The sequence below is a fragment of the Paenibacillus sp. PsM32 genome (genome assembly GCF_030433815.1).
Classification (GTDB): Bacteria; Bacillota; Bacilli; order Paenibacillales; family Paenibacillaceae; genus Saccharibacillus; species Saccharibacillus kyungheensis.
Genome location: NZ_JARUWY010000011.1, coordinates 109,086 through 124,528 on the forward strand (window position 1 = coordinate 109,086; position 15,443 = coordinate 124,528).

The window sequence follows — 15,443 nt, forward strand, 5'->3', positions numbered from 1 at the left end:
TGATACATATAACAAAAGTCGTAAAATCTTAATGATTTTACGACTTTTTGATTTGAATAGCTTTGAAATATTTAAACCAAATTTAAACCAAATTTAAACCAAAAGAAGCTGTTTTTTAAACTCTACCTATTAAGATGAAATTATTAAGATATGAATACAAAATAGATAGGGAGGACTAAACATGGAAGCAATTTTGTTCTGTATGGCGATGTTGGCATTAGCAACAACTTTAGGCATATTAATCAGTATATTTTTGAATACCGGTATAAAAGGAGTACTCGATTTAACTCGTAAACCTATAAAAATGATGGCCGTTTCTTTTGCATCTTATATTGTTTTATTCGCAGCTTATATACTGATTAGTCATTCAGTGTAGACTAATTGATTCTTTTTTCGAACCAATTCAATAATTTACTTAACGAATAGGTAAGAATAAAGTAGATAATTGACGCGGTGATATATGGTTCCCATACACGCATATATTGTCCACGCATGCTGTTGGCATAGTACATGAGTTCAGGAACCGCAATAATAGCGACTAAGGAAGAGTCTTTAATCAATACAATAAATTCATTACCAAATGCAGGAATCATTCGCTTGATTGCTTGAGGCAAAATAATATAACGCATCGTCTGGCGGCGTGTCATCCCTAAAGATAACGCCGCTTCTGTTTGCCCTTTTTCTACCGATTGAATACCCGCACGAAAAATCTCGGCAGTGTACGCGGCTGAATTAAGGGTCAATGCTACGATAGCGGCTAGAATCGGATCGCTTCGGTCTAACAGCAATGGAATCAATCCAAAATGCACCATAAGTACTTGCACGAGCAACGGCGTTCCACGGAAAAAGTTGATATAACACGCTGTCGGTAAATGAAAGTACGCTTTGGAGGACATACGTCCAAATCCCATAATCAGCCCAAGCATTGAACCGAAAATAATCCCTGCAAATGAAATACCAATCGTTAATAAAGTGCCTTTTAATAAGATCGGGAGATAGTAAGCAATAATATCGAATCTAAAGTCTGTCATGAAGAGTCCCTTCCTATTCAAAAAGGTTTTTAGACCAAAGAAAGTATGCGTGATTGCTGTATAACGCATACTTTCTTTGTAGAGTGATACATGGACTAAGCGAATATGGCTAGACGCAGCAGAATTAAGATGTGCCTGCTTTGGTGATTTCGGCTTTTAAATTAGTGAGATCAGGCGCTGTACCGAACCATTTTTGATAGATTTCAGCATATTTTCCATTGTCGATCACAGTTTGAATAGCAGGATCGATTTTGGCTTTAAGATCGCTGTCTTTAGGATAGATCAACCCATAGTATTCTGAATTGAAATTCGTATTATCGGTGATGCCGACTAATTTGTTATTCGGATTGTTTTTGATATATTCGCGTACTACGGCAATATCTGCGACTACTGCATCTGCACCACCATTATCCAGTTCGAGCAGAGCTAACGTATTACTATCGAATTTTTTAAGATTAGTACTGTTTTGTCCCATAATTTTGGACATCAAAATATCCGCAGTTGTTCCGTTTTGCACAGCGACCGTTTTGTCTTTCAGGTCAGTTGCACTTTTGATCGGGCTTCCTTCTTTAACCATAATCATATTAGTGGATTCAAAATAAGGGATAGAGAACGAATAAGTTTCTTTACGCTCATCGGTGATCGAGACAGCAGAGATCCCTGCTTTGTACTCGGTACCTTGTTTAACACTTTCTAGTAACGTGTCCCATCCAATATTAGTAACCTCGTATTTCAAGCCAGCTTCTGCCATAACAGCCGCTAGAAAATCAATATCAAATCCTGAGACTTTATCCAAATCCATAAATTCCATAGGAGCATATGAAGCATCTGTAGCGACTTTGATCGTCTCATCACCTGTAGTAGTTGAGGCTGTGCCTGCATCGGTTGAAGCCGCAGGTACAGGATCTTTCGCAGGTGGTGTACCACAAGCAGATAACATAATAACCATAATCAATGCGATAAACGGTAAAAAATGAGTCTTTTTCAAATCATAACCCCCTATTAATTTACTTTATATGATAAGTATATTACCAATAATAACAAAATAGCTCAATAAATAAATCATTATTTGTTAGATAAAGTTACATAAGAATAAAAAAATCTACTCTTTACTTTTTAGAAAATACAAATATTTCCTAAAAATAAAGAATAGATTACATCACTATCATATAGTGTAGTACTTTGTTATCGGTAAATGAAAAGGATAAACGACAAACTCATATATCTGCTAATTAGCTACTTATTATCGGCTGAAATAATAATTCTTCTACTGATTGCACAGTAGCAAAACGCCCATTCCAGACGTTCTCATGGTGAGCAATAATCTGATCTGCACGTAGTACCTGACTATCCAGTGTACTTGTCCCGTTTTGGATAACAATATTGGATTGATAGCCTAGACTGTATGCCGCACGTAATGAAGTATCGATACAAAATTCAGTCTGTGCACCGGCAAAAATAATCTGTTCTATCTGATTATCTTGTAACCATGCCAATAGATCTGTCTTGTAAAAAGCATCCCATTTGGTTTTGCTGAACACTGGATCTTCTGCCTGACGATTGATCTTATGATGTATTTCCCACTCAGGTTTATCGACATATAACTCTTCACCGGGAGTATAACTGGTGTGTTGAATAAAGATCACCGGGCAATTAACAGCGCGAGCTTGAGCGATCAGTTGGTTAACATCTTCGGTTAATTGATCACGCTGATAAAGCGCATTTTCAGGCAGATCGAAAAAGATTTCTTGCATATCAATAATAAGTAACGCTTGCTTCATTCAGATTCCTCCGCTCGGTTATGTATTATTTGCATCTATAGTATACCTTGAAAAGTATGGATCTCGTACACATATGATTGGTATTTTATACAGAGTTGTGGAACAATATAATACATACAGCAAGTGAATGATCTTATTTATAATCTAGTAATCAAAGGGTGGATATAGGGATGAGTGAAGAACGTATTGAAATTAGCAAAAATGTATTGATCGATTGTCTTGGACTAAAAGCAGGCGAATCACTGGTCGTTGTAGCAGACGATAGTCGTAAATATCTTGCTGAATCTCTATATGAAGCAGGCAAGCGATTAGGCGCAGAATCGATGTTAATGGTGATGCAAGAGCGTAGCAAATCAGGAGAAGAACCACCAGCCTCTATCGCTACAGCGATGATGAATGCTTCTGTAGCGATCTGTGTGACACGCTATTCGTTAACTCATACAGCTGCACGCAAACAAGCGGCTGCGGCAGGTACACGTGTAGCAACTATGCCTGGTATTACAGAAGATATGTTTACCCATGGTGCGATTACAGCAGAATATTCCAAAGTCAAAGAATTAACAGAACATGTGACTGCTTTACTTACAAAAGCATCAACCGTACGGATAGAAAAAGAAGGATATAGCCTATCCTTTTCGATAGAAGAACGTGAAGGTGTACCGAGCACTGGACTGTATCTCAATCCTGGAGAATCAGGTAATTTACCTTCTGGTGAAGCTTATATTGCTCCAATGGAAGGAACAGCTCAAGGGCAGATCGTAATTGATGGTTCTATCGCTGGAATAGGTGCTTTAGATTCTCCATTGTTGCTTAATATTAGTGAAGGCCGTCTGGTAGCGGCAGAAGGGGATACAGGCGCTGAATTGTTGCTCATGCTAGGGGATGGAGATGGACGCCTATTAGGAGAGTTCGGAATTGGTACTAACGACAAAGCACGTATTACAGGAATCGTATTAGAAGATGAAAAAGTATATGGCACTATCCATGTAGCTTTCGGTAGTAATAATACATTTGGTGGAACAGTTGCCGCAGGAGTACATATTGATGCTGTTGTTCAAAAGCCAGATGTATATCTAGATGATGTACTGATTATGCGTGCTGGTGAATTGTTAGCATAACTTATCTTCAAGAGTCATATTTCTTTGATCTATACAAAGAAATATGGCTCTTTTTTATTGCTGTACAAGCCAATTATGAATGTGACTCTCAGCATCAAAGGATAAATGATAACATACCATCATATTGCTCAAAAGCGTGATCCTGATCTAAGTTAGACAAGGGTGCGCTTTTTTATGTGAGATAATATCTTATAATAGAAAGTACAATATAGCCCCTATATTGAAAATGCACAGCATAGCAACCATGATAAATACGGCGGTGAGCAAAATGAGATCAGTAGAACTAACTATAAAAGAGTTGCTAAATATGCCTTTATTGCAAGAGGCACAAGTGATGAGTGGAGCCAAAGGTCTGGAGCGATTCGTAAAGCAAATCGATATGCTCGAACAGCCTTATACTATAAAAGATTATCCCAAAGGAACATTGATCTTTATCGATGCGTATCCTATTCAACAACAGCCTGAAGTGCTGATCCATATGATAGAGCAACTGCATACAAGTGAAGCTGTAGGATTGATGATCAGATCTGCACAGAAGATACATCCTATTCTCACAGAAGCAATATTACAAAGTGACTTATATGAATTACCAATCATCTCGTTACCCGAACATATTTCATATATGGATATCACTTATGCCGCTATAGAACAGACATTATATCGACAGGAAAAGTTACGACAACGATCAGATGAAACTTATCGCACATTAACAGCAATGGTTCTTGAAAATATCGGTATTCAAGCGGTAAGTGATCATGTAGCAGGTTTGTTAAAAGCACCTGTAGCTATTATTGATCATAGCGAAACGTTGATTGTCTCCTCTCCAATCGGTTGGGATTTTCGTCAGGCGCGTTATCCTGTGCGTCGCAATATCAATATCGATCAGCGAAGTGTAGCTTATTTATTAATCGATAAAGAACAATGGAATGCGATGGAAGAAGTAGGTATCGAACAAGCACGATTGGTATTAGCTCTTGAATTGATGCGTAATAAAATTATCGAAGACACTGAAAATCGATTACGTGGCAATTTTATAGATGAATTGATGACTCCGCCTGCACCACCCCGTCATGAAGTAGAACAACGTGGACAGCAATTAGGTATGAACCCTTTGCATTTATGGGAAGTGGCTGTTATTGAAGGCAGTGTAGCCCCGGATGAAGAATGGATGACAAGGTTACTATATCAAGAAGCAGCAAAATATAATATTCGTCCTCATATTGAATTTCGTAGCAATCGAGCCATTTTGTTTTTACCTACCCCTCAAGTAAAAGCTACTCCAGCTATTGATGCAGGACAGTCTTCGATTCCATGGGCAACGATTGTCTTATCCTGGTTAAATGATCAGGAAGGCAAATTAGCAGGTTATCGCTCGGGGATTGGTCGTCCCAAAGCGTTGTGGGATATTCATGAAGGATTTAGTGAAGCACGTAATGCACTGACAATTTCACGTCGATTAAGTGGAGAGACAGCGTTGACTGCTTATAAAGATATCGAAGTGTATCATTTACTACGTGGCACAATGGATGAAAAAGGATTTGGTCTATTGTTCGACCGTAAGCTCGGTAAGCTCAAACAGTACGATGAAGAACATACGACTGATTTATTACGTACTCTTTTTTTCTATCTTGAAAGTAGAAGTAGCTTAATCGAAACGGCCCGTCAATTATCTATTCATCGCAACTCCGTCAAATATCGGTTAGAACGTATTCGCGATATTACCGGATTCGATCTCAATGATCCTCATGAACAGTTTGTATATCAGATGTGCTTAATATACTATTATCTGCTAGAACATTCAGAGTAGTACAATATAGAGACACAACCAATAGCCGTCAAAAAAGACAGATTATCGTCTCCCTTTTTTGACGGCTATAATAATGTACTCTTAGGCTAGTTATGTCCAGGCGGAAGGATCCCAGCGTAGATCAGACGTGATTGGCATATCATGACTTACTTGTTCTAACAATGTATCAGCATCGTCAGAATAGACTAGACGGCTTAACGAAGAAGTGCCTGAAAATCCTTCATGTACTGTATGTTGAATCAACTGTAATAGTGGTTCATAATACTGATTCACATTGTACAATCCTAACGGCTTATGATGAATCCCAATCTGTGACCAGCACAATACTTCAAACAATTCTTCCAGTGTACCGAGCCCGCCAGGTAAAGCGATAAAAGCATCTGCCATTTCTTGCATCATTGCTTTGCGTTCATGCATACTATCGACTCGAATCAATTCGCTTAATCCTTGATGCCCTCTTTCGCTATGTAGCAAGCCAGCAGGCATAATTCCAGTGACTTTGCCTCCGGCTTGTAAAGCGGCATCTGCGATAGCGCCCATCAATCCCAATCGGGAACCTCCATAAATTAAATGAATCTGATGTTCAGCAATACGTTGACCCAACAATGATGCGTACTGCAAATAATCACTATTGTATCCTGTACCTGAACCTGCAAATACACATATTGATCTCATACTCTTCACTCCTTATGCAAGGTATACCTCTGTCTATTATATATACCCTTTATCAGCGCAATATAAGAAAAAGCCTTGAATATATCCAAGGCTTTATTTTACAAAAGATATCTTATTCAATTCTACCTAGTAAAATGCAAGTTATTGCGGATTATTCGTCCACAGACCTGCACTTTTCAGCAATACACGAGAAGGTAATTTAAGAGCAGCTACAACCAATTCAGCTAAGTCTTCCGGTTGCATCATTCGATCTTCGTCACCGATCGGTAGACCTGCATTGACAGCAAGTGGTGTGTTTACTGTACTTGGTGTTAAAGCAGTTACACGAATATTGAATTTGCGTACTTCTTGCATCAACGATTCTGTCATACCAAGTACAGCAAATTTAGAAGCGCAATAAGCTGAACCTGTAGCGAATCCACGCTCACCCGCAGTTGAAGCGATATTGATAATATCTCCGCTTTGTTGTTCGATCATAGCAGGCAACAATTCATGAGTGACATAATATGTACCCATTAGATTGACGCGTAGAATGTTTTCCCATTCTGCCGGGTCCATATCAACCATTTTGCCAAAGCTACCGATACCTGCATTATTAATCAGAATATCTACACGTCCCAAAGAAGCCGCAAGAGAAGCTACAGCTTGGCGTGCTTCTTCCGAGTTACCGATATCTGCGGTTGCTGTAAATACTTGAATATCGTAAGTCGAAGTGAGTTCTGCTTTTACCTTTTCTAAATCCGAAGCTGTACGTGCTAGTAATCCTAATTGCACGCCTTCTTTTGCAAGAGCTTCAGCAATCGCTTTACCGATTCCTTTACCTGCTCCTGTGATAATAGCTGTTTTATGATGAATATCCATAGATGAAATCCTCCCAAGTAATCGTATGATAGATTGCGTACTTATTATACTCTTCTACAGCCATACGGGCAAAATGAAACAGATTACTTTTGAGAAAATGTAATAAAATCAGTTACAAATTCCGACAACTCCTATATACTGATATATTGTGGAATTTAATTCCTAGAAAGTGAAGGGATGCCTTTTGAATCTATACCATGAGCTTGTGATCGAAAAGTTGTTACAGCGCGCGCATAGTAATGTACATGTTCTGACCCAAGAACATTTTCCAGGAGATCGTTCGGTAGGTGGCAAGTTCGGAATGAACAGCCGTACGATTACTTTATATATTCATGAGATCGAAGAGCAGTGCACTGAATTATTTGGATCATTACAGTATATTGAACAGTATTTTCAAATTATATTTGCTCACGAATTAGGTCATGCGCATGATCCTATGTTAGAGATGCTTGCGGATGAACTGGAGCGGTGTTCAGATTCTTTGCAATCTGCCCGTATTTCTCTACGGATCGAAGAAAATGCCTGGGAATATGCACGTGATTTATTACCAGAAGTAGAACCTTTTATTTTCCAGACGATTCTAGACCGTTCGCTTGAAGCTTATTATGATGCGTTAACCGCTCATCAGACAGGAAATATCGCATGAACTTATGCTCAAAGAACTACCAATACGCAATAGTAAAAAGATAAATTAGTGACACGAACATGTGTACTTGTTTATCTTTTTTTGTTACAATCAATACAAATTAGGAGGTGCATTTATGAAGTCCAAAGATCAATCCAAGCGTCGTATTATTTTGTTTATCGCCATGTCTTTAGATGGGTACATAGCAGATCAGCAAGGAAGTGTAGAGTGGTTAGAACAGATAGAAGGCGAAGGCGATAATGGGTATAGCAATTTTATAGAGCAGATCGATACAATTTTTATGGGTAGACAGACATATGAAGTTGTTCAAGGGTTTGATATGCCTTTTCCATATCCAGATAAGCAATGTTATGTATTTTCTCGTTCTTCTCATCCAGCAGATGAGTATGTCACTTATGTTGAGGAAGAACTATCTTCATGGGTACCGCAGCAATTAACACAATCAGGTAAGCATATCTGGTTAATGGGTGGCGGTCAGCTTGTACACGAGTTTTTGCAACAAGATTGGATCGATGAAATGATCATTACAGTTGCGCCTGTGATGTTAGGCTCAGGCATCCCACTGTTCCCAGCAGGATACCCGACCTCATCATGGGTACTTAAAGAAACTCGTTCCTATGGACAATTAGCCACACTGCATTACGTTAAGCCTGACTTGCTGTAATCGCTTGCTCCAGATCACTAATAATATCGTTAATATGTTCAGTTCCTACCGATAAACGAATCAATTCTGGACGTACACCAGCAGCCAATTGTTGTTCTTCGGTTAACTGCTGGTGCGTCGTACTGGCTGGATGAATAATAAGTGACTTGGAATCCCCGACATTAGCCAGATGCGAAAATAATTTGACTTGCTCAATTAATTTCTGTCCTGCTTCTGCTCCGCCACGAATCCCGAATGTTAGAATCGCGCCTTGCCCTTTGGGTAAATATTTCTGTGCCAAATGATAAGAAGGATGACTGGCTAGACCTGGATAACTGACCCATTCTACCTGTGGATGTTGTTCTAGAAAAGCAGCCACTTTAGTAGCATTTTCACTATGACGTTCCATTCGTAAATGGAGCGTCTCTAATCCTTGTAACAAAAGCCACGAGTTAAATGGAGCAATAGGAGCGCCTAGATCACGCATGAGCTGTACGCGTGCTTTGATAATATAAGCAATCGCCCCTACCGCTTCTGTGTACACCAATCCATGGTAACTAGGATCAGGCTCTGTTAATCCCGGGAATTTACCATGCGCTGTCCAATCGAACTTTCCACTATCTACAATCACACCACCAATAGAAGTACCATGACCTCCAATAAACTTGGTCGCTGAATGAACGACAATATCTGCTCCATGTTCGATCGGACGCAGTAAATAAGGGCTTGGGAACGTATTATCGACAATCAGTGGAATCCCATGTTCATGTGCAATAGCCGCTACAGCTTCAATATCCAGTACATTTCCAAGCGGATTACCTACGGTCTCAGCATAGAGCGCTTTCGTCTGATCTGTAATCGCTGCGCGGAACGTCTCAGGATCGTCTGAATCGACAAAGGTCACTTGAATACCAAGCTTCGGTAATGTATTAGCAAATAAATTATATGTACCTCCATATATGCTAGCGGCAGATACAATATGATCGCCAGCGCTTGCAATATTAAGAATAGAAAAGGTAATCGCTGCTTGTCCTGATGCGGTAGCCAGTGCACCTGCCCCACCTTCTAAGGCAGCAATTCGTTGTTCAAATACATCGGTGGTAGGGTTCATCAGGCGAGTATAAATATTGCCGAATTCTTTCAAAGCAAACAGATCAGCCGCATGTTCACTATCGCGGAATCCATACGAAGACGTCTGGTATAACGGTACTGCTCTTGAAAAAGTAGTGGGATCGATTTCTTGTCCTGCATGAATAGCTAACGTTTCGAATGAAAAAGGTTGATGTTCAGACATAAGCTCAAATCTCCTTTAATCAAATAGAATAGGTGAATAGAGGCTGTCGAATCAGAGGTGTTATTCATTCTCAATTTTACCTATTTTCGCATGATCTTATGGAATATTCAATGTTAATTTTATAATTCCTATAAAAATAGTATGAATTTTATATATCGTATAATTAGTATGATCTTATAGATGTCGCTTTTTGATCACATCCATTTTCTATTTTGGAAGTTTACGCTGCTTTATGGAGGGTAATACCAAAAAAGGAGGGTGATTTAATGCGAAAACGTGATACAGCCAGAAAGAAAAATCTACCATGAAAATCACGTCGTATGCGTATACGTAAACCAGATGAGACCAGTCTTGTTGTTGATCTAACACATCGACGTATTTTTACCAATAATCGGTATGAATTATTTCGACTATTGAACGATATTTTTACAACACTTTGCTTTTTGAAAGGGAGTTATTTCTTTTTTACTAGCGAAACGAAAACAGGAACAATCATGTTTATTATCGGTAACGCCAATACGTTACTTCGAGCGATTATCTCGATTATTCAACGTGTTCATATGGAATGGATCGAAGAAGAAAAAGATTATTTTTCGACTTCTAAATAATAGATACGTAATATGTCAGCCTGACCAATCAATAGCATATGCTATGTTTGTTCCTGCGACTTAGCCAGACTTCAAGCTGAGGACTATACCAAAATACACCAAAAAAACCTCACCGATAAAGGTTGAGGTTTTTTGTCTATTTCATAACACTAATCGTATATTATTACCTAAGTAAATATAGATTACCGATTTACTTTTTTCAAAGCTTTGGTTGCCGGGCCTTCGATCACTTCGCCATCATAAGCAAAGCGTGCGCCATGACAAGGGCAATCCCATGAACGTTCAGCTTCATTCCAACCAACTTCACAGCCCATATGGGTGCAAGTTGTATCCACCATATGCAGTGCACCCTCTGGATCACGATAAGCACCTGTACGCTTGCCATGATGCCAGATCACTCCACCTTCATCATTGTCCAGATCATCGGCTTTGCGACGGTTAAAGTCTAACTTACCGGTAATCATTTCTTTAGCGACATTCGCATTTTGCACAACTGCTGTTTTAATTTTTGTCAAAAGCGGTTGTTTGCGAGAAGGGTTAAATAGTTCTGCGTATCGGTTATCTCGACCCATAATCATATCAGTCATCATATGAGCAGCAAGTGTACCTGAAGTCATGCCCCATTTGGCAAAGGCTGTACCTACCAGAATATTAGGCTCATCTTCAGTGATATAACCAATACAAGGGATATTATCGAGCGAAAATAGATCTTGAGCAGACCAGCGATACGGAATTTCTTTGATCCCGAGCAACATCCCTACAAATTTCTCCAGACCTTCATAATGCGTAATCGTTTCATCTTCTTGCCCTGTTTTATGACCGTTTCCACCAACGATCAGCATCTCTTGTCCATCGATTGTAGCCGAACGTAGAGAATGCTTCGGTTCATCCACACTTAGATACATTCCACCTGCAAAAGTCGTCTCGGCACGAACAGCTAATGTATAGGAACGTTCTGCATGCAGACGAGCAAAGTAAAAACCATTCTGATCGGTGACTGGATAATGAGAAGCAGATACCACTTTGTCACAGGTAATCCCGTATGACTGATCTTGTATCAACAGACGGGGACGATCTCCTGATTCGACTTCTTCAATGATCGTATCTTCATAGACAGTACCGCCAAGCAATAGAAATTGTTGTAACAAGAATACAAGATATTGAAGCGGATGGAAACGCGCTTGATCCGGTAAAGCAATAGCACCTTTAACAGTGAGCGGAATCGGTAATGAATCGACCCATTCACCAGGAATACCCAGCTTGCGATAAGCATCCATTTCTTTTTCTAACTTTTTGAATGTGGAATCATCTGACTCTACATAGATATAAGAAGTCTCTTGTTGCCAATCGCAATCGATATTATGTTCTTCCACCAGACGGCGCATGTAATGGAGCGCTTCTTGTGCACCTTCATAATAAAGAATAGCTTCTTCTTCGCTAAAATTGCTGATGAGTTCATCATAGATCATGCCATGCTGTGAACTCACTTTTGCTGTTGTATAGCCTGTTGTTCCGTCTAGCACTTTCCCACTTTCTACTAACACTACTTTTTTGCCTTCTTGCGCCAGTAAATAAGCGGCTGTAATACCTGTGATGCCTGCTCCCACGACCACGATCTCTGTGTCTAATTCTCCTTGTAAAGCAGGAAAAGTAGGCAAGTCCACAGTAGCTCGCCATAAGGAAGATGGGTATTCAGGTAGATTTTGAGGTGATAGATTTGGAGTTGTTTCTTCATGAGATGGTTCTTGCATCGTTGTCCTCCGTCCGATTCTGTAGTCAGAACTCAGTAATTTGTAATCAATAGTTTTCCATTTCCATTATTACCACCGTATGGATGACGCTAAGCGTCTGGTTACAGGTGATATTATGTATAGCAGGAATTTCATGGTAAAATAGAACACTTCATCAACTATAAAGGAGAGATACATATGACCAAAGTAATGAAAAGTAGACCATCACGCGTAGTTGTACTAGGAAGTATCGCTTTATTATTAGCTATGATGACAGGGTGCCAACAAAGTAATTCTGCTGCACCAGCAACCAGTGAACAACCTGTAACTACCACTACACAGACCACCGACAATACTAGCAATAATAATACAAACAGCACCTCAACAAGTTCCACAACAGCAGATACATCTACATTCGCAGAAGAGCAAGTAGAGCAAGGGATCCAATTCGCTTCTAAGTACAAAAAAGATCAATATACCGTAGGCGAGGAATACAAGCAGAATACTTCACCAGAAGAAATGATCGAACTAGCAATGAAGAAAAACGAGCCTTATCTTACAGAAACACAATTACAATCTCAGACTACTTCAAGACTGCTCACTCTACCTATGCAGTTAGCTGTTACAAAGCAAAGTACATTAAGCCCTCAAGATCTAGAAATACACAAAAAAGAACCCCAAACGAAACAAGGAGTTCTGCAACTTTCGTATACGATGAAGATCGCTTTTGCGAATGGAGAACCAAGTATTCCTGTTGAAGGCGAATTACAATTACAACCGTCCGCAGATACATGGAAAGTGAGCTACGATGCATTTAATAATAAAGACTTGATGGACATCGTGATGAATACCAAATCATAAATTATACATCGTAACCTGCATTTGCATGCAATTAGGATCAGTATAATCATCGCAATTATTGGAGTAATTCCTGTAATGTCTGTTGCCAGCGTTCTAATACGTCCTCTGCTTGATGAAGCTCAATAGTGATCCCGGAAGTAAGGGCAGCGTATTTGGCAGTATCTTCACGAATATGTTCGATTGTAGCTACAAATCGTGCTCTAGCATATGTAGCTTCAGGTAACGCTGGCAAAGGTGTAAGCGATAAGCGCAAAGCATACGATACACCTTGCCAGACTAACGTTAATAATGCTTGACCTGTGCGTATAATATTGCCAGTTGTTGTTGTGCCTTCCCAGAGAGCTAAGCGGAGATGCTTGTGATCTGTAGCGATCACTTCTCCTACACTAACCATTGCCTGATGCGGATAACCATCTTCATTAACAGTAAGAAGGGGCATTGCTAATTGCTGTTTGGACTGTAAGTGCTGTCCATTGAATAGTTCTGATAATATAGTATTGCTCATTATTAATCATATCCTTTCTTCCTCGATATTATACATAATTGTATATTTATTAAAGTATTCTTCTTTTAAGTATGTATGTTAAAAAAATATTTAAAATTGTAATTTTTAATATAAAGTTAGCAAGCAAGCATTAATAATTTATATATAATGTGCCGATAGTATAAATATACATAAAAGTCCCAGTAACATCCTTATAAATTAGTCTATTCTTAAAAAAGATATATATGGAATTGTTGATCTTTATTTGCAAGTGAGTTCCCATGATTTTATTCATGGCTCAAATATAAAAAAGGGGTTTTATTTAGTATGAAAATTAAAGTAGTTTTAGGTTTGATGAGTATGTTATTAATTAGTACTATTCTTTCGCTCCAAACAGCATCTGCAAAAGATGTGTTGATTAACGAAATGAATAGCAATCCATTTGATAAAGGTAGTATTGTATCAGGTGAATGGAAAGACAGTGCACCCAGTGGTTCAACTTCTACTTCTACATGGAAAACTGCATGGAATTATGATAACACTAGAGATTACGATATTAGCACAGAATACTATATAGCAGGAGATTATGCTGCTCAGCTAGATCTTGGTATCCTCAAAATTGCCCATATCAGAGATGATGTTACAAATTGGATTGCTAAAGGTGTTTTTATTAAAGATGGTACAACGTGGAAGAAAATAGCTACTACAACAACAAATAAACATATTTGGAGATTAGCATATAAAGCAGACAAAACGTATACTTTATATAAAGATGGAATTGTACTGCAAAGTGGAACAGTAAATGAACTTCCAAAAAGCCAATCTTTTAATATTGAAAACATTGTAAACAATTCATCTGTATTATTAAATTATGTACGTATTACAGATAATATATCAAATGCTCCTTTAGCACCAACAAATGTTACAGCAGTTGCTAAAGATAACAGCGCATTATTATCATGGGACAATTCAGATACAGCCACTAGCTATACTGTATCTCGTTCTGTTTACCAAGATGGTCCATTTGAAGAAGTAGCTAAAAACATTAAAGAATTAACTTATTCTGATGCTTCTGTTACAGCCGGTAATACTTATTATTATAATGTAAAAGCAGTTAGTGAATCAGGAGTAAGTGTAGCTTCTAATACAGTTAGTGTGATGTTTGAAGCACCACGTATCCCAGTGCTTGATGTAGTTATAGCACCAGAGAAGGTTACAATAGGAGATACGTTTACAGCTGATATTGCTTTGAAAAATGTACAAAATATTTATGCTGAAGATTTTACTATTAATTATGATCCAAAATTAGTTGAATATGTTGGTTATGATGAAGTCACTGGTTATAAAGTATATAACGAAAACAAAGATGCTATAGGCAATTTGCGTTTTATTATTGCAAGTAAAGGTAAAGAATTTGCTATCAAAAACGACACAGTTATTGTGAAATTAAAATTCAAAGCCATTGCTGCTGGTTCTGCAAAAGTAGATGCTTTAAAAGCTCGTATTGCTGATACAGATAAAGAATTCGATCTTGAAGTACAAAATGTGCTTGAAGATACAGTGTTGATTGAAAAACCTCGTTTTTTGGACGTAGATAGATCTGGACAATATACATTGTTAGATCTTTCATTAGATGCTTATTACTTTGGTATGGCTTCAACTGAAACAAATCGAGATATTCATGATGCCGACCAAACAGAAGATAGTCAGATTAATGATGATGATCTTATATATATCGTAAATCAAATCATTAAAAATACTGAGTATACACCAAACAAATAAGGTACTTAAAAAATATCTTGCTATCGACTACCTATTTATGTTAAAAATATATTAATTATACCCGAGTCTGTTGAACCTGTAATCTACGGGATAGAAGCAGGAAGATTCAATGACTTGAAATG

At 38.4% G+C, this 15,443-nt stretch carries 16 protein-coding genes; 8 read left to right on the forward strand and 8 right to left on the reverse strand.

Annotation, left to right across the window (positions count from 1 at the left end):
* Window positions 1–181 precede the first annotated feature (181 nt).
* Window positions 182–376 (forward strand): Mas-related G-protein coupled receptor member D, encoded by a 195-nt coding sequence (locus QCD85_RS18920; protein WP_301263559.1) that lies wholly within the window; start codon window positions 182–184, stop codon window positions 374–376.
* A gap of 1 nt (window position 377) precedes the next feature.
* On the opposite strand, the gene QCD85_RS18925 is transcribed toward QCD85_RS18920, so the two are convergent.
* The 3 genes from QCD85_RS18925 to QCD85_RS18935 all read right to left on the reverse strand — a co-directional run bounded on the left by QCD85_RS18925 (window position 378) and on the right by QCD85_RS18935 (window position 2,812).
* Complete coding sequence (locus QCD85_RS18925; RefSeq protein WP_301263560.1) at window positions 378–1,031, reverse strand: amino acid ABC transporter permease; 654 nt, start codon at window positions 1,029–1,031, stop codon at window positions 378–380.
* 124 nt (window positions 1,032–1,155) lie between these two features.
* Window positions 1,156–2,019 carry a basic amino acid ABC transporter substrate-binding protein gene (locus QCD85_RS18930; RefSeq protein WP_301263561.1) on the reverse strand — a complete coding sequence of 288 codons (864 nt, stop codon included), beginning with the start codon at window positions 2,017–2,019 and terminating at the stop codon, window positions 1,156–1,158.
* Between the two features lie 244 nt (window positions 2,020–2,263).
* Window positions 2,264–2,812: a cysteine hydrolase family protein gene (locus QCD85_RS18935; RefSeq protein ID WP_301263562.1), complete on the reverse strand. Its 549-nt coding sequence runs from the start codon at window positions 2,810–2,812 to the stop codon at window positions 2,264–2,266.
* A 170-nt stretch (window positions 2,813–2,982) separates the two neighbouring features.
* Here QCD85_RS18935 and QCD85_RS18940 point away from each other — a divergent pair, with 170 nt between their 5' ends.
* Together QCD85_RS18940 and QCD85_RS18945 are read left to right on the forward strand one after the other, a co-directional pair.
* Complete coding sequence (locus QCD85_RS18940; RefSeq protein ID WP_301263563.1) at window positions 2,983–3,930, forward strand: aminopeptidase; 948 nt, start codon at window positions 2,983–2,985, stop codon at window positions 3,928–3,930.
* Window positions 3,931–4,198: 268 nt separating this feature from the next.
* Entirely contained in the window at window positions 4,199–5,737 is a 1,539-nt protein-coding gene (locus QCD85_RS18945; RefSeq protein WP_301263564.1) for a PucR family transcriptional regulator, read from the forward strand.
* A 90-nt stretch (window positions 5,738–5,827) separates the two neighbouring features.
* Here the strand turns inward: QCD85_RS18945 and QCD85_RS18950 are convergent, their stop codons facing one another.
* Together QCD85_RS18950 and QCD85_RS18955 are read right to left on the reverse strand one after the other, a co-directional pair.
* Window positions 5,828–6,412, reverse strand: coding sequence for a TIGR00730 family Rossman fold protein (locus tag QCD85_RS18950; RefSeq protein WP_274171659.1), 585 nt, complete (start codon window positions 6,410–6,412; stop codon window positions 5,828–5,830).
* Window positions 6,413–6,553: 141 nt separating this feature from the next.
* Entirely contained in the window at window positions 6,554–7,273 is a 720-nt protein-coding gene (locus QCD85_RS18955; RefSeq protein ID WP_273613896.1) for a 3-ketoacyl-ACP reductase, read from the reverse strand.
* A 184-nt stretch (window positions 7,274–7,457) separates the two neighbouring features.
* On the opposite strand from QCD85_RS18955, the gene QCD85_RS18960 reads away from it, so the two are divergent.
* Window positions 7,458–7,919, forward strand: a complete 462-nt coding sequence (locus tag QCD85_RS18960) for a hypothetical protein (protein WP_273613895.1) — start codon at window positions 7,458–7,460, stop codon at window positions 7,917–7,919.
* Between the two features lie 115 nt (window positions 7,920–8,034).
* Window positions 8,035–8,583: a dihydrofolate reductase family protein gene (locus QCD85_RS18965; protein ID WP_301263565.1), complete on the forward strand. Its 549-nt coding sequence runs from the start codon at window positions 8,035–8,037 to the stop codon at window positions 8,581–8,583.
* Here QCD85_RS18965 and QCD85_RS18970 read toward each other — a convergent pair.
* Window positions 8,564–9,856, reverse strand: a complete 1,293-nt coding sequence (locus QCD85_RS18970; protein WP_273613893.1) for a homocysteine synthase — start codon at window positions 9,854–9,856, stop codon at window positions 8,564–8,566. The two genes, QCD85_RS18965 and QCD85_RS18970, sit on opposite strands and share 20 nt — an antisense overlap.
* A gap of 320 nt (window positions 9,857–10,176) precedes the next feature.
* Between QCD85_RS18970 and QCD85_RS18975 the strand changes: the two genes are divergently transcribed.
* Complete coding sequence (locus QCD85_RS18975; protein ID WP_301263566.1) at window positions 10,177–10,464, forward strand: YrhK family protein; 288 nt, start codon at window positions 10,177–10,179, stop codon at window positions 10,462–10,464.
* A gap of 182 nt (window positions 10,465–10,646) precedes the next feature.
* On the opposite strand, the gene QCD85_RS18980 is transcribed toward QCD85_RS18975, so the two are convergent.
* The gene (locus tag QCD85_RS18980) at window positions 10,647–12,215 is read right to left on the reverse strand and encodes an FAD-dependent oxidoreductase (RefSeq protein ID WP_301263567.1); all 1,569 of its coding nucleotides are present in this window, start codon (window positions 12,213–12,215) and stop codon (window positions 10,647–10,649) included.
* 177 nt (window positions 12,216–12,392) lie between these two features.
* Between QCD85_RS18980 and QCD85_RS18985 the strand changes: the two genes are divergently transcribed.
* The gene (locus tag QCD85_RS18985) at window positions 12,393–13,055 is read left to right on the forward strand and encodes a hypothetical protein (protein WP_301263568.1); all 663 of its coding nucleotides are present in this window, start codon (window positions 12,393–12,395) and stop codon (window positions 13,053–13,055) included.
* A 55-nt stretch (window positions 13,056–13,110) separates the two neighbouring features.
* Here the strand turns inward: QCD85_RS18985 and QCD85_RS18990 are convergent, their stop codons facing one another.
* Complete coding sequence (locus tag QCD85_RS18990) at window positions 13,111–13,560, reverse strand: pyridoxamine 5'-phosphate oxidase family protein (RefSeq protein ID WP_301263569.1); 450 nt, start codon at window positions 13,558–13,560, stop codon at window positions 13,111–13,113.
* Window positions 13,561–13,866: 306 nt separating this feature from the next.
* On the opposite strand from QCD85_RS18990, the gene QCD85_RS18995 reads away from it, so the two are divergent.
* Window positions 13,867–15,321, forward strand: a complete 1,455-nt coding sequence (locus QCD85_RS18995; protein ID WP_301263570.1) for a cohesin domain-containing protein — start codon at window positions 13,867–13,869, stop codon at window positions 15,319–15,321.
* Window positions 15,322–15,443: the final 122 nt, after the last annotated feature.